Source organism: Streptomyces olivaceoviridis (genome assembly GCF_014650115.1).
Lineage (GTDB): Bacteria > Actinomycetota > Actinomycetes > Streptomycetales > Streptomycetaceae > Streptomyces > Streptomyces olivaceoviridis.
This window is the reverse complement of sequence record NZ_BMUI01000001.1, coordinates 233,387-251,352: the sequence shown is the minus strand read 5'-3', so window position 1 is coordinate 251,352 and position 17,966 is coordinate 233,387. Positions and strand designations below refer to the sequence as shown.

Annotated in this window: 14 protein-coding genes; 5 read left to right on the top strand and 9 right to left on the bottom strand. The window is 73.6% G+C overall.

Going from position 1 to position 17,966, the window contains the following annotated elements:
- Positions 1 to 8: 8 nt before the first annotated feature.
- From nirD to IE273_RS01140, 6 genes are all read right to left on the bottom strand, one after another.
- On the bottom strand, positions 9 to 359 hold the full coding sequence (gene nirD / locus IE273_RS01165; protein ID WP_189813232.1) for a nitrite reductase small subunit NirD: 351 nt from the start codon (positions 357 to 359) through the stop codon (positions 9 to 11).
- Positions 356 to 2,965 carry a nitrite reductase large subunit NirB gene (gene nirB, locus IE273_RS01160; RefSeq protein ID WP_189813231.1) on the bottom strand — a complete coding sequence of 870 codons (2,610 nt, stop codon included), beginning with the start codon at positions 2,963 to 2,965 and terminating at the stop codon, positions 356 to 358. Before nirB ends, nirD begins: the two co-directional genes overlap by 4 nt.
- Positions 2,966 to 4,180, bottom strand: coding sequence for an NAD(P)/FAD-dependent oxidoreductase (locus tag IE273_RS01155; RefSeq protein WP_189813230.1), 1,215 nt, complete (start codon positions 4,178 to 4,180; stop codon positions 2,966 to 2,968).
- Positions 4,181 to 4,357: 177 nt separating this feature from the next.
- Positions 4,358 to 5,023: a class F sortase gene (locus IE273_RS01150; RefSeq protein ID WP_189813229.1), complete on the bottom strand. Its 666-nt coding sequence runs from the start codon at positions 5,021 to 5,023 to the stop codon at positions 4,358 to 4,360.
- Positions 5,024 to 5,144: 121 nt separating this feature from the next.
- The gene (locus tag IE273_RS01145) at positions 5,145 to 5,654 is read right to left on the bottom strand and encodes a hypothetical protein (RefSeq protein ID WP_189813228.1); all 510 of its coding nucleotides are present in this window, start codon (positions 5,652 to 5,654) and stop codon (positions 5,145 to 5,147) included.
- A gap of 288 nt (positions 5,655 to 5,942) precedes the next feature.
- A complete protein-coding gene (locus IE273_RS01140; RefSeq protein WP_189813227.1) occupies positions 5,943 to 7,592 on the bottom strand; it encodes a M4 family metallopeptidase in 1,650 nt (549 codons plus the stop codon).
- Positions 7,593 to 7,742: 150 nt separating this feature from the next.
- Between IE273_RS01140 and IE273_RS01135 the strand changes: the two genes are divergently transcribed.
- Positions 7,743 to 8,171, top strand: a complete 429-nt coding sequence (locus tag IE273_RS01135; RefSeq protein WP_189813226.1) for a gamma-glutamylcyclotransferase family protein — start codon at positions 7,743 to 7,745, stop codon at positions 8,169 to 8,171.
- Position 8,172: 1 nt separating this feature from the next.
- On the opposite strand, the gene IE273_RS01130 is transcribed toward IE273_RS01135, so the two are convergent.
- The 3 genes from IE273_RS01130 to IE273_RS01120 form a co-directional block, all read right to left on the bottom strand.
- A complete protein-coding gene (locus IE273_RS01130; RefSeq protein WP_189813225.1) occupies positions 8,173 to 9,033 on the bottom strand; it encodes an arylamine N-acetyltransferase family protein in 861 nt (286 codons plus the stop codon).
- A gap of 53 nt (positions 9,034 to 9,086) precedes the next feature.
- Positions 9,087 to 11,420, bottom strand: coding sequence for a molybdopterin oxidoreductase family protein (locus tag IE273_RS01125; protein ID WP_189813224.1), 2,334 nt, complete (start codon positions 11,418 to 11,420; stop codon positions 9,087 to 9,089).
- Positions 11,421 to 11,673: 253 nt separating this feature from the next.
- Positions 11,674 to 12,357 carry a SanA/YdcF family protein gene (locus IE273_RS01120; RefSeq protein ID WP_189813223.1) on the bottom strand — a complete coding sequence of 228 codons (684 nt, stop codon included), beginning with the start codon at positions 12,355 to 12,357 and terminating at the stop codon, positions 11,674 to 11,676.
- A gap of 155 nt (positions 12,358 to 12,512) precedes the next feature.
- Between IE273_RS01120 and IE273_RS01115 the strand changes: the two genes are divergently transcribed.
- From IE273_RS01115 to dnaG, 4 genes are all read left to right on the top strand, one after another.
- Positions 12,513 to 13,298: a sirohydrochlorin chelatase gene (locus IE273_RS01115; protein WP_189813222.1), complete on the top strand. Its 786-nt coding sequence runs from the start codon at positions 12,513 to 12,515 to the stop codon at positions 13,296 to 13,298.
- 69 nt (positions 13,299 to 13,367) lie between these two features.
- The gene (locus IE273_RS01110) at positions 13,368 to 14,642 is read left to right on the top strand and encodes a deoxyguanosinetriphosphate triphosphohydrolase (RefSeq protein ID WP_189813221.1); all 1,275 of its coding nucleotides are present in this window, start codon (positions 13,368 to 13,370) and stop codon (positions 14,640 to 14,642) included.
- A gap of 104 nt (positions 14,643 to 14,746) precedes the next feature.
- A complete protein-coding gene (locus IE273_RS01105) occupies positions 14,747 to 16,012 on the top strand; it encodes an NAD(P)/FAD-dependent oxidoreductase (protein ID WP_189813220.1) in 1,266 nt (421 codons plus the stop codon).
- A gap of 47 nt (positions 16,013 to 16,059) precedes the next feature.
- A complete protein-coding gene (dnaG, locus tag IE273_RS01100; protein WP_189813219.1) occupies positions 16,060 to 17,964 on the top strand; it encodes a DNA primase in 1,905 nt (634 codons plus the stop codon).
- Positions 17,965 to 17,966: the final 2 nt, after the last annotated feature.

The following is a 17,966-nucleotide window of genomic DNA, read 5'->3' as shown; positions in this document are numbered from 1 at the left end:
CGCCACCGCTACAGCGCCCGCACCTCGTACGCGGCCACCCGCACCGACGCGTCGTCCAGGCACTCCCCGGTGACCAGGTCGAAGCGCTGCTTCAGCAGCGGGGACGCCACGAACGGGCGGCCCTGGTGGGTGCCGGTCAGGCCGCGGGAGAGGACGGCCGCGCCGGTGAAGGGGTCGCGGTTGTCGACGGCGTACAGCCGGTCCGCGCGGTCGCGGAAGAGGGCCACCTGGCGGCCGTCCGGCAGCAGGGCCGCCACTCCGCGGCCCGGGACCAGCAGGCTCAGGTCGCAGACCGTGAACCAGCCGTCCGCCAGCTGGAGCTGGACCTTCAGGTCGGTCGTCTCAACTGCCAGGGTCATCGCTGGGCGCTTCCTTCCAGGACGTCGTCGGCGGGCCGCAGGCCGATGTTCAGCAGCGGCAGGTCGGGCTTGATCTGGTCGCGCTCGGGGACGAAGGAGACGACCGGGTCCGGGGTGTCCGGGGCGTTCACGAAGGACACGAACCGGGCCAGCTTCTCGGGGTCGTTGACCGTCTCCGCCCACTCGTCGCGGTAGTGCGCGACGTGCGCCCGCATCAGTTTCTCCAGCTCGTCGCAGATGCCGAGCGAGTCGTGCACCACCACGTCCCGTACGTGCTCCAGGCCCCCCGGGATGCGCTCCAGCCAGGTGCTGGTGCGCTCCAGACGGTCGGCCGTACGGATGTAGAACATGAGGAACCGGTCGATCAGCCGGATCAGTTCGGCGTCGGACAGGTCCTGGGCCAGCAGGTCGGCGTGGCGCGGGGTGGCGCCGCCGTTGCCGCCGACGTACAGGTTCCAGCCGTTGGACGTGGCGATCACCCCGAAGTCCTTGGACTGGGCCTCCGCGCACTCGCGGGCGCACCCGGACACCGCCGACTTCAGCTTGTGCGGGGACCTGAGGCCCCGGTAGCGCAGCTCCAGGTCGATCGCCATCCGGACCGAGTCCTGCACGCCGTAGCGGCACCAGGTGGAGCCCACGCAGGACTTCACCGTGCGCAGCGACTTGCCGTAGGCGTGGCCGGACTCGAAGCCGGCGTCCACCAGCCGGGCCCAGATCAGCGGAAGCTGCTCGACACGGGCGCCGAACATGTCGATCCGCTGACCGCCGGTGATCTTCGTGTAGAGGCCGAAGTCCCGGGCGATCTCGCCGATCACGATCAGCTTCTCGGGCGCGATCTCCCCGCCGGGGATGCGCGGCACCACCGAGTACGAGCCGTTCCTCTGGAGGTTGGCGAGGAAGTGGTCGTTGGTGTCCTGGAGCGCGGCCTGCTCGCCCTCCAGGACGTAGCCGCTCGCGCCGATCGTCGGGGCGAGGGAGGCGATGATCGAGCCGACGGCCGGCTTGCACACCTCGCAGCCGTCCCCGCCCCGGGCACCCTCGCGGCCGTGGCGGTCCAGCAGTTCCCGGTACGACGTGACGCGCAGGGCCAGGACGGTCTCGTACAGCTCCTCGCGGGTCTGGGAGAAGCAGCCGCACAGGCCCTTGTCGACCTCGACGCCGGACGCCTCCAGCTCGGCGTCGACCAGCTGGCCCAGCACCTTCACGCAACTGCCGCAGCCGGTACCGGCCCTGGTGCACTTCTTGACCTCGGGCACGGTGGTGCACCGGTGCTCGGTGACCGCGCCGCGGATCGTGCCCTTGCTGACGTTGTGGCAGGAGCAGATGATCGCCTCGTCCGGCAGCGCGGACGGGCCGAGCTGAGCCCCCGAGCCCGCTGTGGCGGGCAGGACGAGCGACTCGGGCGAGACGGGCGGCACCGAGCCGGTGAGCGCGCGCAGGGTGCCGTACGCTTCCGCGTCGCCGACCAGGATGCCGCCGAGCAGCGTGCCGTCCGCGCCGATGACCAGCTTCTTGTACAGGCCCGCGCGGGAGTCGGAGTAGACGACGTCCAGGCAGTTCTCGGTGGTGCCGTGCGCGTCGCCGAAGGAGGCCACGTCCACACCGAGCAGCTTGAGCTTGGTGGACAGGTCGGCGCCGGTGAAGGCCGCTTCGTCGGCCGCGATGGTCGCGGCGGCCGTCTCCGCCTGCTCGTAGCCGGGTGCGACCAGGCCGTAGACCCGGCCGTCGGCGGCCAGCGCGCACTCGCCGATCGCGAACACGTGCGGGTCGCGGACGGTCCGGCACTGCTCGTCCACCGCGATGCCGCCGCGCTCGCCGACCGTGAGGCCCGCGTCGCGGGCCAGCTGGTCGCGGGGGCGGACGCCGGCGCTGAACACCACCATGTCGGTGGCGAGTTCGGAGCCGTCGGACAGCTTCATGCCGGTGACGGCACCGGAGTCGTCCGTCACGATCTCCTGGGTGCCCACACCGGTGTGGACGGTCAGGCCCATGTCCCGGATGGTCCGCAGCAGGGCCGCGCCACCGCCGTCGTCCACCTGCACCGGCATCAGGCGCGGCGCGAACTCCACGATGTGCGCGTCGAGTCCGAGCCCCTTGAGCGCGCCGGCGGCCTCCAGGCCCAGCAGACCGCCGCCGACCACGGCACCCGTCGTCGCCCGGGTCCTCGCGTACTCCTCGATCGCCAGCAGGTCCTCGATGGTCCGGTACACGAAACAGCCCGTGGCGTCCTTGTTCGGCACCGGCGGCACGAACGGGTAGGAGCCGGTGGCCAGGACCAGGACGTCGTAGTCCACGACCAGACCCGAGCGGGCGGTCACGGTGCGTGCCTCGCGGTCGATCGTCTCCGCCGGGTCGCCGAGACGCAGCTCGATGCCGTGGTCCCTGATGAACTCCCTGTCGGTCAGGGAGAGGTCCTCGGGCGTCCTGCCGGAGAAGTACGAGGTGAGCTGGACGCGGTCGTACGCCGGGCGCGGTTCCTCGCACAGCACGACCACGCGGTGCGTGGCGGTCAGGCCGCGCTCGGCGAGCGCTTCCAGGAAGCGCTGGCCGACCATGCCGTGGCCGACGAGCACGATCGTGGGGGTGGCCCCCGGGGTGGCGGTCATTCAGGAGCCTCCATCGTTGGTGAGCAGGTGGAGCAGGGGGCCGTCGTCGGGGAGCGGCTCCGCTGTCTCCCAGGCGCGGGCGAGCGCGCCGACGGTGCCGAGTTCGCCGACGAGGACCCCGCCGACCAGGCGGTCGTCGCGGACGACGACCTTGCGGTAGGTGCCGCGGGTGGCGTCGGCGATCCGCACGACGTCGTCGCCCGCGCGCGGCTCGGTCTCGCCGAACGCGGCGAGGTCGAAGGGGGAGCCGGGACCGGTGAGGGTCAGCCGGGTCAGCGAGCGGGTGCCGGTGTAGCGGGCACGGGCGTCGCCCGCCAGCAGCTCGGCGAGCGCGTCGGCCTGTTCCAGGGCCGGGGCGGCCAGGCCGTAGACCGTGCCGTCGTGCTGGGCGCAGTCGCCGATGGCGTGGACGTGCGGGTCGGAGGTGCGCAGCTCGTCGTCCACGAGGACGCCCTTGTGGACGGCGAGGCCCGCCTGCTCGGCGAGACCCGTGCGGGGCCGTACCCCGCAGGCGAGGACCACGAGGTCGGCGTCGAGCGCGTACCCGTCGGCCATCTCCACCGAGCGGACCGCGCCGGCGACGCAGCGCACGTCCCGCACCCGGCACTCGGTGTGCACCTCGACGCCCAGCTCGCTCAGGTGCCGCAGCACCAGCCGGGAGGCGTCCGGGTCGAGCTGGCGCTCCATGAGCCGCTCGGCCTGCTGCGCGAGCACCACCTGGGCGCCGCGCACGGCGAGCGCGCGGGCCGCGGAGACGCCGAGCAGCCCGCCGCCGATGACGACCGCCCGCACCCCGGGCCGCACGGCCTTGCCGAGGCCCAGGCAGTCGTCCATGGTGCGGAACGCGTGGACGCCCTCGGGGAGCTGGTGACCGGGGGTGAACAGGCCGCGCAGCGGCGGCAGCACCGGGTTGGAGCCGGTGGCCAGCACCAGGGCGTCGTATCCGATCGACGTACCGTCGGCGCAGGCGAGGGTCCGGGCGGCCCGGTCGATGCCGGTGACCCGGGTGCGCAGCAGGCCGGCGGGCGGCGGGAGGGCGATCACCTCCGGGGCGTACCGGCCGGCCAGGACCTCGGCCAGCAGCACCCGGTTGTACGGCGCGTGCTCCTCCTCGCCGACGAGCAGCGCGGGCGTGCCCAGCTCGCCGAGCCGCCGGGCGAGCCGTACGCCCGCGAGGCCGGCGCCGATCACCACCACACGCGTATTCGAGGTCATGTCCCGAGCGTGCGGCCCCGACGTTACCCGACGGCATCACGTCTGTTTCCCGGGAGGAACGCTGCCCTCAGCGGACGGGGGCGGGGGGTGTGAGGGGGCTGGACAGGGGCGGGGGAGAGGTGTGAGGCGGCCCTCCGCGCCGTGCCCGGTGCCGGGCGGAGCCCCCGGAGGCCGCCTTCAGCGGCTGCCCGTCAGGTGGGCGAACACCACCACGTTGCCCTGGTAGCCGGTGGACCTGGAGTAGCCCCCGCCGCAGGTGATGACGCGGAGTTCGGGGCGGGGCGCCGCGCCGTACACCTTGTCGTCGGGGAAGTCGTGGGCCGAGTACACCTCCACCGCGTCCACGGTGAACACGGCCACGGTGCCGTCCCGGCGGTCCACCTCGACCCGGGCGCCCCGCTTGAGCGCGCCGAGGTCGTAGAAGACGGCGGGGCCCTCGGTGTTGTCGACATGGCCGGCGACGATCGCGGTGCCCGTCTCGCCGGGGGTGGTGCCGGCCTCGTACCAGCCGGCCAGGTTCTTCTCCTTGGCGGGCGGCGCGTCCAGGCTGCCGGAGCGGGTGAGGGCCAGGCCCATGAGGGGCGCGTCCACCCGGATCGCGGGGATGCGGATGCGCAGCGGCGGGGACGGCGCGAGTCCGGGCGCCGCGACCCGCGCGCCGCCCGGGTCGGGGCGGCCCTCGGCGGCGGACGGCTGCGGTGGGGCGTGCGGGCCGGTGCCGCCGCCCAGCAGCCACACGCCCGAGCCGAGGGCCACCACGGTGACGGCGGCTATGGCGGTGTCGCCGAGCTGGACGGCCCTGGCGCTGTGAGCGGTCCCGCGCTTCCCGGCGCCCTTGCGCATGCCAATCCCCTCTCCCGGGGGCGGACCCCGAAGACCCCTTCCCCCTCCGGGCCGCGAGGGGCGTCGGACCCGGAGGGGGCGGGATGTGCGGTACCGGCGGACGGACAGCGGAGGGTGTCCGTCAGATCCCGTCGCCTCTCGCCCGGCGATGCAGGAGCCAGGTACCGCCCGCGGCGGCGACGGCCAGTGCCGCCACACCCGCCGCGGTCTGTACGGGGTCGGGGCCGAGTCCGCCGCCGACCCCCGTCTTCACGCTTCCCCGCGGCAGCACCTGCTGGTGCACCGCGCTCAACGCCACCACCAGGTCGCCCGCCACCTGCCGGTCGCCCTCGGCGCACCGGGCGACGATCTCGTACGTCCCCGGCTGCGCGCCCGGCGGCACCCGGAACTGTCCGATCGCCTCGCCCTCGTGCGCGGTGGGCGCCAGCATGAACGTTCCGGCACCGAGCGCGCCCGCGTCCCCGGTCGCGGCCCCCGTGTCCCCGCACGCGGCCGTGTTCACCGTGACCTGGCCACCGGGTGCCACGGTCGCCGGGTACAGGTCCAGACGGCCGGTTCCGGCCGCGTGGGCGGGTGCCGCGGCGGCCACGGCGAGCGCGGTACCGGCCAGCAGACGGGCAGTGCGTCGCATGGTGCTCCCCAGGGCTTGTCCGACTCGTCCAGGGGTGCGCCCCTGCCCTACCGAGGTAAGTCGCAGTCGCGGGGATCCGCTTCCCGAGGCGGCGCCGGGAATGCGGTGAACGGGTGGCGCGCATGGCCCCCCACACGGCCTAGCCGGAGAGTGTTCCGGCAGGTCAGGGCCGTGTGAGGGGCCGGGTGCGAAGAGCACACGATTGGCCCCCACCCGCCGGCCGCACCCCGTCGCCGACAGTCGGGGCGGTCGGCGACAGGGGCGGCCGGCCGGGGAGGCCGCGCCGGTTCAGTTGACGTTGACCGCGCTCCAGGCGGCGGCCACCGCGTTGTACTCGGTGCTGCCCGCGCCGTAGAGGTCCTTGGCCGCGTTGAGGGTGGCCGTGCGGGCGCCCGCGTAGTTCGTCGAGGAGGTCATGTAGACCGTCAGCGCCCGGTACCAGATCTTGCCGACCTTGTCCCGGCCGATGCCGGTGACCGTCGAGCCGTTGTACGTCGGCGAGTCGTAGGCGACGCCGTTGACGGTCTTGGCGCCGCTGCCCTCGGCGAGCAGGTAGGCGAAGTGGTTGGCGACGCCCGAGGAGTAGTGGACGTCCAGGTTCCCGACCGACGAACTCCAGTAGTCGGCCGAACTCCCGTCCTTGGACGGCTTGTCCATGAAGCGCAGGGCCGCCTTGCCGAAGCCGGGCTTCACGATCTTCTCGCCGATGAGGTAGTCACCGGTGTCGGAGGAGTTGTTCGCGTACCACTCGACCATCGTGCCGAGGATGTCGGAGGTGGCCTCGTTCAGCCCGCCCGACTCGCCCGAGTAGGTCAGCGCGGCGGTCTTGGACGTCACGCCGTGGGTCATCTCGTGCCCGGCGACGTCGAGGGCGACCAGCGGCCCGAAGGTGGTGCCGTCACCGTCGCCGTACGTCATGCAGAAGCAACTGTCGTCCCAGAAGGCGTTGTTGTAGTTGCTGCCGTAGTGGACGCGGTTGTACGAGCCCTTGCCGTCGCCCGCGATGCCGTTGCGGCCGTGGACGTTCTTGTAGTAGTCCCAGGTCTCGTTGGTGCCGTACTGGGCGTCGACGGCGGCCGAGGCGCGGTCCGCGGTGGTGCCCGAGCCCCAGTGGTTGTCGGCGTCCGTGAACAGGGTCGCGGGGGCCCGGCTGAAGCAGATGCCGAAGATGCACAGGTCGGTCTTGCCCTCGGCGTCACCGGTGTAGGTGTTGCCCCGCGTCGGGTCCTTGAGCTGGTACGACGTCCCCGACTGGGTCGTCTCCAGCGCGACCGTGCCGCTGTAGAGGGCCGTGCCGTCGCCGGTGGCCGTCTCGATGCTGTCCCAGGCGTCGATCTGCGCGCCGGTGCGCGCGTCGGTCAGCACGGTCCGGGCGACGGGGTTGCCGAGCGAGTCCAGGCCGACCGCGTCGGTGCGCCAGGCCAGCTTCGGGCTGCCGTGCAGGGCGTCGACCACCAGCACCGGCTTGGCCTTGGCCTGCTTCAGCGTCGTGCCGCGGTTGGCCGCGCGCAGGGCGCTCACCGCGAGACCGGCGGCCTTGGGGCCGGAGACCCGCGGGGTGACGGAGGGCACGGAGACCGCCTGCCGGGTGGCCCGGTCGGCGCCGCGGTAGGCCCCGTCGGGCGCGAGGTGGACGACGAAGTCGCCGCCGAGGACCGGGATCTGACGGTAGGTGCGGTCGTAGCGGACGTGCTGGGTGCCGTCCTTGTCCACGACCACGTCCCGGACGCTGGTGTCCTGCGGAGCGGTGAGGCCCAGGGTCGCCGCGTGGGCCAGGAGGGCCGACGCCGCGTTCTCGATCGCGGTGGCCCGGGTGGGTCTGGCGTCGGCGTGGGCGGCGGGGGAGAGGCCGACGGCCAGCAGGGTCGCGGTGGTCAGGGCGACACCGGCGGTGGCTGTGCGACGGGTTCCTCGGATGTGCTGCCGTATCCGGCTCATCTGTCTCCTCGGGGAGGCGCCAGGCTGGGAGTGGGGGTGGCGCTGACGTGTCACCGAGATTTAAGAGGGCATGACATGTCATGTCCATAGCGCGTTCATGGATCTTCGGGGAGATGTGTGGGGAGCCGGCGAGGGTCCAGAATCGTTTCCGTGATCGCCGAGGACCCCCGCCCGCTGCCCTTCTTCGTCTACGGCACGCTCCGCCCCGGCGAGGCCAACCACGACCTCTTCCTGCGTGGCCGTACCCTCGCCGAGGAACCGGCCCGCCTCACCGGCGCCGTGCTGTACGACGGCCCCGGCTACCCCTACGCCGTGGAGGAGCCCGGCGGCACCGTGCGCGGGGAACTGGTAACCGCCCGGCCCGAGGCGTACGAGGAACTGCTGGCCGCCCTGGACCGGCTGGAGGAGTACGTGCCGGGCGACCCGCGCAACCTCTACGAACGCCTCGCCCGGGACGCCGTACGCACCGCCGGCGGCACCGTCCGGGCCTGGGTCTACCTGGCCGCCCCGCGCGTCGCCGCCCGGCTGCGCGCCACCGGCACCCGCATCGCGGACGGCGACTGGCTCTCCCGCCGCTGAGTCAGGGCAGCAGGGTGACCCCCTCGGGCACCTCGATGCCGAACTCCTCCTCCACCACGCGCCGCGCCTCCGCCTCCCCGGCCAGCGTGCGCCCGGTCACCGTGCCGTCGGCGAGCGTCTCGGTGAACCGGGCGCCGTCCAGGGAGAGATGGCGATCGGCGGTGGTGCGCTGGAGGTAGGGACGGCGGGTGAACGGGGACCGGGGGTGGGTGCCGACGAACCAGTTGAACACCTCCAGGTCGGGCGCGGCGAACGGCTCCTGGGTGAACGCGTACTGCCCGGTCCACGCCCCTTCGCCCGGACCGCCCCGAGGGTCGCGGACCTGCAACTCCCACAGCTCCAGCGGCCCGTCGTGCGGCAGCCGCACCAGCCGGTGCCGGCGGCCGGCGCCCTCGAACTCGGTGCCGGTCACCAGCGGCACCGGCAGCAGCAGCGCGCCCGGCGCGCCGAAGCCGACGTCCGCCAGGTACGGCAGCGGCTCGCCCGCCACCTCGACCCGGAGCATCGCGTGCGTCCGCGGCCGGCTCTCCGGCGTCCGCGCACCCACCACGACCCGTGCGGCCAGCTGGGCCACCCGGAAACCGAGCGCCTCCAGCGCCAGCCGGAGCAGGATGTCGTGCTCGTAGCAGTAGCCGCCGCGCCGGCCGTGGATCATCTTGGCCATCAGGTCGGCGGGCGCGAGGGAGGGAGCCGTGCCCCGCACCGGGTCCAGGTTCTCGAAGGGCAGCGACAGCGCGTGCGCCAGGTGCACCCCGCGCAGGGTGGCCAGGTCGGCCCGCCGCTCGCCCTTCCAGCCGATGCGGTCGAGATAGGCGTCGAGGTCGTACGGCTCGCTCTGTTCGGTCAGGTCGGTGTCGGACATACCCCGAACCTATGCGAGCCCCGCCGCCCGTGCCCCGTCCGGCGGACCGGACCTCACTGGTCCGCCGGACCCAGGACCTCCACCCGCACCGCGCAGGACTTGAACTCCGGCATCCGGGAGGTCGGGTCCAGGGCCGGGTTGGTGAGCGTGTTGGCGCGGCCCTCGCCCGGCCAGTGGAAGGGCATGAAGACGGTGTCCGGCCGGATGGCAGCGGTGATCCGCGCGGGCGCCACGGCCCGGCCGCGCCGGGACACCACCGCCAGCGGATCACCGTCGGCCGCCCCCAGCCGGGCCGCGAGCCGCGGGTGCAGCTCCACGAACGGGCCGGGCGCCGCCGCGTTCAGCTCCGCCACGCGCCGGGTCTGCGCCCCCGACTGGTACTGCGACACCACCCGCCCGGTGGTCAGCAGCAGCGGGTACTCGGCATCCGGTTCCTCGGCCGTGGCCCGGTGCACCACGGGCACGAACCGGGCCCGGCCGTCCGGGGTGGCGAAACGGCCGAGGAAGAGGCGCGGGGTGCCGGGATGCACGCCGGCGGGGCCGGAGCCTGCCACGGGGGTGCCGGGCAGCGGGCGGGCGTCGGCAGGGGTGCCGGCCGCAGTGACCCCGGCTGCCGCGGTGAGGTGGGCCGGCCGGGTGCCGGCCAGGGTGCCGGCGTCCGCCGTGAGGTGGGCGGGCGGCACGTCGGCGGTGGTGCCGGGGTGCGCCGCCGGGCCGTCGGGCAGCGTGTCCGGGACCGCGTCCGCGCCGTCGGCCACACCGGTACCCCCCGTCTCGCCCGAACCCGCCGGGCACGGCCAGAAGACGCCGTTCTCCTCGGCCAGGCGGCGGTAGGTGATGCCGGAGTAGTCCGCCGGGCCGCCGGCGCTCGCGCGGCGGAGTTCCTCGAAGACCTCCTCCGGGTCGGCCGGGAAGCCCTTCTCCACCCCGAGACGGTCGGCCAGCTCATGCAGGACGTACAGGTCGCTGCGGACACCGGGCGGGGGAGCGACGGCCCGGCGGCGCAGCAGCACACGGCCCTCCAGGCTGGTCGTCGTGCCCGTCTCCTCCGCCCACTGGGTCACCGGCAGCACGACGTCCGCCAGCTCCGCCGTGTCCGAGAGGACGACGTCGGCCACCGCGAGGAAGTCCAGCGAGCGCAGGCGCCGCTCGATGTGGGCCGCGCGCGGGGCGGACACCACCGGGTTGGAGCCCATCAGCAGCAGCGCCCGGACGTCCGTGCCGAGGGCGTCGAGGAGTTCGTACGCGCTGCGCCCGGGGCCCGGCAGGCTGTCCGGGTCCACGCCCCACACCCCGGCCACGTGCCGCCGCGCCGCCGGGTCGTCCAGCTTGCGGTAGCCGGGCAACTGGTCTGCCTTCTGCCCGTGTTCGCGTCCGCCCTGCCCGTTGCCCTGCCCGGTCAGACAGCCGTACCCGGAGAAGGGGCGGCCCGCACGGCCGGTCGCCAGGCACAGGTTGATCCAGGCGCCCACCGTGTCCGTGCCCTTGGACTGCTGCTCCGGTCCGCGCGCGGTGAGCACCATCGCCGCCTCCGGCTCGCAGAACATCCGCACCGCCGCGCGCAGTTGCGGCACCGGCACCCCGGTGATCCGCTCCACGTACTCCGGCCAGTGCGCCATCGCCGCGGCCCGGGTCTCCTCCCACCCGGTGGTCCGCTCCCGGATGTACTCCTCGTCCGTGCGTCCCTCGGCCACCACCAGGTGCAGCAGGCCCAGCGCGAGGGCGAGATCGGTGCCGGGCCGGGGGGCGAGGTGCAGGTCCGCCTGCTCGGCGGTCCGGGTCCGGCGCGGGTCGACGACGATCAGCGTGCCGCCGTTCTCCCGCAGTTCCGTGAAGAACCGCAGCGACGGCGGCATGGTCTCGGCGGGGTTGGACCCGACGAGGATCACACACCCGGTCCTCGGGATGTCCTCCAGCGGGAACGGCAGCCCCCGGTCGAGACCGAACGCCTTCGTACCGGCCGCCGCCGCCGACGACATGCAGAACCGGCCGTTGTAGTCGATCTGCGAGGTGCCCAGCACCACCCGCGCGAACTTGCCGAGCGCGTACGCCTTCTCGTTGGTCAGCCCGCCCCCGCCGAACACGCCCAGCGCGTCGGCGCCGTACCGCTCCCGCGTCGCCCCGAGCCGCTCGGCGATCCGGTCCAGCGCCTCGGTCCAGCTCGCCTCCACCAGCCGGCCGCCGTCGCGCACCAGCGGCGCGGTCAGCCGCACCGCGGGCGACAGCACCTCGGCCGCCGTACGGCCCTTGCCGCACAGCGCGCCCCGGTTCACCGGGAAGTCCGCGCGCTCGGTGACCTCGACGCCCCCCTGGGGCAGGGGCGTGATGTTCATCCCGCACTGCAAGGCGCAGTACGGGCAGTGGGTGGGCGTCGAGGTGTTCTCCATGCCGCCCAGCGTGCGTCGTACGTGTTACGGCCCCGGGTCGTCCCCGGTTACACGCCCGGCACGGCGACCTCCCCGCCGGACCGGCGACGGCGTGAGGTCCCGGGGGCGTCCCTGCTGCCGGCTCAGGGAGCGGGTGACACCCGCCGCGATCGTGGTGGCCGGCACCCAGCCGGTGGCGATCAGCAGGTACGACAGCCACTGGTACCCGCCACGCGGCGCGAAGGCGTCCTCCTGGCCGAAGTCGACGATCGGCTCAGTCCCTCGTCCCCGCCAGTGCCCTGGCGACCCCCGGTTCCTTCCGCCCCAGGAACTTCGGATCCGGCTGGAAGACCGCGTCCAGCGCCGCCTTGCCCGCCGCGAACACCTCCCGCGTCCCGCCGTAGTACCAGGTCACGTCGTGCTTGTCGGCCACCCCGACCCCGTACGAGTCCACCCCCGCCGCCTCGCACAGGGCCACCGCCCGCCGGATGTGGAAGCCCTGGCTGATCAGTACCGCCCGGTCCACCCCGAAGATCTTCTTCGCCCGGACACAGGAGTCCCAGGTGTCGAACCCGGCGTAGTCGCTGACGATCCGCGCGTCCGGCACCCCGTGCCGGGTGAGGTAGGCGCGCATGGCGTCGGGCTCGTCGTAGTCCTCCCGGCTGTTGTCCCCGGTGACCAGTACCACCTCGATCCGCCCCGCCCGGTACAGCGTGGCCGCCGCGTCCAGCCGGTGCGCGAGGTACGGCGACGGCTCCCCCTGCTTCCACAGCCCCGCCCCGAACACCACCGCGACCTCGGTGCGCGGTACGTCCGCCGTCGTGCGCAGCCGGTCCGCCGTGGACACGTACAGCCAGGCCGACGGCAGCAGCGCCAGCACGCACCCGGCCATCACGGCCTGCACCAGCCGCCGCTGCCCGGTCCGCGTGCGCGGCCATCGCGGTCGACGCATCCTCATACGGCCCCCCCAGTGATCGCTCCCGATCAGGGAGGACGCCGCCGGCGCCGTCCCGGTTCGCCTCACCCCGTGCATCCGTACGCGGTGAACCCGCGGAAAACACCCGTGACGGCCGTGCAACGGGCACGCAACGTCTCCCGGTCAGGATCGTTTCCATGACGGCGTCCACCCCCCTTCGCACCCGCGGCCGGCTCGGCTCCCCGCTCGGCCGCCGCCCGGCCCCGCCGGCCCTCGTGCTGGTCGCCCACGGCAGCCGGAACCCCCGGGCGCTCACCACCGTACGGGCCCTCATGGACCGGGTCCGCGCGCTGCGCCCCGGCCTCCCCGTCCACCTGGGCCACATCGAGCTGAACGAGCCCCTGCTCCCGGACACCCTCGCCGCCCTCGGTGACACCCCGGCCGTCCTGGTCCCGCTCCTCCTCGGCCGGGGCTACCACGTCAAGCAGGACATCCCCGAGATGGCGGCGGCCTCACCGGTCCGCGCACACGTGGCCGCCCCGCTCGGCCCCCACCCCCTCCTCGCCGAGGCCCTGCACGCCCGCCTCCTGGAGGCCGGCTGGCCGGCGGCCATGGACGACACCGCCCGCCGCGAGACCGCGGTCGTCCTCGCCGCGGCCGGTTCCCGCGACCCCGACTCGGCCACGGACACCCGCCACACGGCCCGCCTCCTCTCCGCCCGCCTGGGCGTCCCGGTGATTCCCGCCTACGCCTCGGCGGCGACCCCGACGGTTCCGACGGCGGTGCGCGCACTGGCGGCACGCGGCCGGCACCGGGTGGCGACGGCGTCGTACTTCACGGCCCCGGGCCGCTTCGCGACCCAGTGCGCGCAAGCGGCGCCGTGGATCGCTGCGGCACCCCTGGGCGCCCACGAGGCGATGGCGCGTCTGGTCCTGCACCGCTACGACCAGAGCCTGGCGGAACGGTCCAAGGCGGCTGCCTGAAGGGCCACAACGCACCCGCCCCCGCCGGCGAAACCGAACACGGCGGGCGATTGGGCTTACTGTCGACCCATGGAAGGCACCGCACTCTCCACGGCATACGACCCGACGTCAGTCGAGCGCTGGGCCCCGGAACCCGACAAACGCCCCGGCCGCACAGCCTTCCAGCGCGACCGCGCCCGCATCCTGCACTCCGCCGCCCTGCGGCGTCTCGCCGGCAAGACGCAGGTGGTGACCCCGGGCACCAGGAGCCAGGCCTGGGACGCCAGCCCCCGGACACGGCTCACCCACTCCCTCGAATGCGCCCAGGTCGGCCGGGAACTGGGCGCCGCCCTCGGCTGCGACCCCGACCTGGTCGAGGCCGCCTGCCTCGCCCACGACCTCGGTCATCCCCCCTTCGGCCACAACGGCGAGACCGCGCTGAACGAGTTCGCCGACGACTGCGGCGGCTTCGAGGGCAACGCCCAGTCCCTCAGGCTCCTCACCCGCATCGAGCCCAAACGGTTCACCCCGGACGGCTCCGTCGGCCTGAACCTGACCCGCGCCACCCTGGACGCCGCCACCAAGTACCCGTGGCAGCGCGGCACCCACCCCACCGACCCGGCGTCACGGAAGTTCGGCGTGTACGAGGACGACCGCCCGGTGTTCGACTGGGTCAGACGGCACGCCCCCGGCACCCGCACCTGCTTCGAGGCACAGGTCATGGACTGGTCGGACGACGTCGCCTACTCGGTGCACGACGTCGAGGACGGCCTGCACGCCGGCCACATCGACCCCGACTGCCTGCGCGCCGGGCCGGAACGGCAGGCGGTGTTCGAGGTCGCCGTCGGCCGGTACGTCCCCGTGGACACCGACCCCGCCGAACTCGCCGCCGCCCTGGACCGCCTCCAGGACGAGGAGTGGTGGCCGCACGGCTACGACGGCACGGCGGTCGCCCAGGCCCGGCTGAAGGACGCCACCAGTCAGCTCATCGGCCGGTTCTGCCTGGCCGCCGAGGCCGCCACCCGCGCCGCGTGGGGCACCGGGCCGCTCACCCGCTACGACGCCGAACTCGTCGTACCCCGGGGGACCCGCATGGAGTGCGCGGTGCTCAAGGCGGTCGCGGACCGGTATGTGATGCAGCGCGCGGAGCAGGAGCGGCTCCGCGCCGACCAGCGGGTCATCGTCGCCGAGCTGGCCGAGGCGCTGACCGCCCGCGCGCCCGAGGGCCTGGACCCCCAGTTCCGGGCGCTGTTCGACGCGGCGGGCGACGACAAGGCGCGCAAGCGGGTGATCGTGGACCAGATCGCCTCCCTGACCGACGCCTCGGCGCTCTCGCTGCACGCGAGACTTACGGGGCATATGTGAGAGGAACATGACCCCCCGTGGCCTGATCGGGTCACACCCTCTTCCCGCATCACGCCGCGTGCGGGACGCTCGCATGTGGCGGCACCCTTACGAGGAGGCATCAAGTGGTCGACGCGGATCAGACATTCGTCATCGTGGGAGGCGGTCTCGCCGGTGCGAAGGCGGCCGAGACGCTCCGGACGGAGGGCTTCACCGGCCGCGTGATACTGATCTGCGACGAACGCGACCACCCCTACGAGCGCCCGCCGCTGTCCAAGGGGTTTCTGCTCGGCAAGGAGGAGCGGGACAGCGTCTTCGTGCACGAGCCCGCCTGGTACGCGCGCAACGACGTCGAGCTGCACCTCGGCCAGACCGTGGACCGGATCGACCGTGCGGCGAAGACGGTCCGCTTCGGTGACGACGGCACGATCGTCCGCTACGACAAGCTGCTGCTGGTCACCGGTGCCGAGCCGCGCCGCCTGGACATCCCCGGCACCGACCTGGCGGGCGTCCACCACCTGCGCCGCCTCGCGCACGCCGAGCGCCTCAAGGGCGTCCTGCACCACCTCGGCCGGGACAACGGGCACCTGGTGATCGCGGGCGCCGGCTGGATCGGCCTGGAGGTCGCGGCGGCGGCCCGGGGCTACGGCGCGGAGGTCACGGTGATCGAACCGGAACCGACCCCGCTGCACGGTGTGCTCGGCCCCGAGCTGGGCAACGTCTTCGCCGAGCTGCACCGCGAGCACGGCGTCCGCTTCCACTTCGGTGTCCGGCTCACCGAGATCGTCGGCCAGGACGGCGTGGTCCTCGCGGCCCGCACGGACGACGGGGAGGAGCACCCGGCGCACGACGTCCTCGCGGCGATCGGTGCGGCGCCCCGGGTCGCCCTCGCGGAGGCGGCCGGCCTGGAGATCGCCGACCGGGCGCACGGCGGCGGCATCGTCGTCGACGAACGGCTGCGCACGTCCGACCCCGACATCTACGCGGCCGGCGATGTGGCGTCCTTCCCGCTCGCCCTGTTCGACACCCGGCTGCGCGTCGAGCACTGGGCGAACGCGCTGAACGGCGGCCCGGCGGCGGCGCGCGCGATGCTCGGCGAGGAAGCGGTCTACGACCGTGTGCCGTACTTCTTCACCGACCAGTACGACCTGGGCATGGAGTACAGCGGATGGGCGCCGCCGGGGTCGTACGACGAGGTGGTGATCCGGGGCGACGCCGGCAAGCGCGAGTTCATCGCGTTCTGGGTGAAGGAGCGACGCGTGCTGGCCGGGATGAACGTGAACGTGTGGGATGTCACAGAGCCGATCCAGAAGCTCATCCGTTCCCGGGCCCAGGTGAACGTCGAGGCGCTCTCCGACCCGCACGTACCCCTCGACAGCCTCGCCCCGTGACCTCCGCGAGCACCGGGACTGTCACCGCGCCCCCGTAGAATTCACGCGTGGCAGGACGGATCAACGACGAGGACGTGAAGGCGGTACGGGACGCGGTCCCGATCGACGCCGTGGTCTCCGAGTACCTCCAGCTGCGCAACGCGGGCGGCGGCAACCTCAAGGGCCTGTGCCCGTTCCACGACGAGAAGTCGCCGTCCTTCCAGGTCAGCCCGAGCAAGGGTCTCTTCCACTGCTTCGGCTGCCAGGAGGGCGGCGACACCATCACCTTCGTGATGAAGGTGGACCACCTCTCCTTCTCGGAGGCGGTGGAGCGCCTCGCCGCGCAGGCCGGCATCACGCTGCGGTACGAGGAGGGCGGGTACAACCCGGCCCACCAGCGCGGTGAGCGCATCCGCCTGGTCGAGGCGCACAAGATCGCCGCCCAGTGGTACGCCGAGCAGCTCGCCACCAGCCCCGAGGCCGAGACCGGCCGGGTGTTCCTCGCGGAGCGCGGCTTCGACCAGGCCGCCGCCGTCCACTTCGGCGTCGGCTACAGCCCCCAGGGCTGGGACCACCTGACCCGCTACCTGCGCGGCAAGGGCTTCACCGACAAGGAACTGATCCTCTCCGGGCTGTCCCAGGAGGGCCGCCGCGGCCCCATCGACCGGTTCCGGGGCCGGCTGATGTGGCCGATCCGGGACATCGGCGGCGACGTCGTCGGCTTCGGTGCCCGCAAGCTGTACGAGGCGGACAACGGCCCGAAGTACCTCAACACCCCCGACACGCCGATCTACCGCAAGAGCCAGGTGCTGTACGGCATCGACCTGGCGAAGAAGGAGATCGCGAAGAGCAGCCGCGCGGTGGTGGTCGAGGGCTACACCGACGTCATGGCCTGCCACCTCGCCGGCGTGCCGACGGCCATCGCGACCTGCGGTACGGCCTTCGGCGGCGACCACATCAAGATCCTGCGCCGGCTGCTGATGGACAACGGCTCGGCCCGGGTGATCTTCACCTTCGACGGTGACGCGGCCGGGCAGAAGGCCGCCCTGCGCGCCTTCGAGGACGACCAGAAGTTCGCCGCCGAGACGTACATCGCCATCGCACCGGACGGCATGGACCCGTGCGACCTGCGCCTCGCCAAGGGCGACGAGGCGGTGGCGGACCTCGTCGAACCGCGCACGCCCCTCTTCGAGTTCGCGCTCCGCCAGATCGTGAGCCGCTACGACCTGGACACCCCGGCGGGCCGCGCGGCGGCGCTGGACGAGGCCGCGCCGATCGTCGCCCGGATCAAGAACAGCGGTGCCCAGCACGAGGTCGCCGTCGAGCTGGCCGGCATGCTCGGCATCCTCGACACCCAGTTCGTGGTCCGCCGGGTGGCGCAGCTGGCCCGCTGGGCCCGCGACGGCAAGGGCCCCCAGCAGCAGGACCGGCGCCGCCCGGCCGACGACCAGTGGGCGCAGGCGCCCCGCCCCGCGAACTCCGGGCCCGCCCTGACCCTGCGCAACCCGGTCTTCGCCGCCGAACGCGAACTGCTCAAACTCGCCCTCCAGCGCCCCGAACTGGTCTCCCCGGCCTTCGACGCCTACGGCGTGGACGAGTTCACCGCCCCGCCGTACGCCGCCGTGCGCCAGGCCGTCGCGGAGGCGGGCGGCGCCGAGTACGGCGTGCCCGACCCGCAGGAGTACCTGGTCCGCGTCCGTGAGGCGGCGCCCGACGACACCGTGCGCGCGATGGTCACGGAGCTGGCCGTCGAGCCGATCCTGCGCCGCACGGTGGACGAGACGTACGCCGGCACGGTCCTCGTCCAGATCCGCCGCCGCGCCGTGGAACGCCGCATCCGCGACATCCAGTCCCAGATGACCCGCCTGTCCACCGCCGGCGACCCGGCCCAGCTGGCCGCCGTACAGAACGAGCTGTGGATCCTCCAGCAGTACGACCAGGCGCTGCGCGAGCGGGGCGCGGAGGCGCTGTAGCG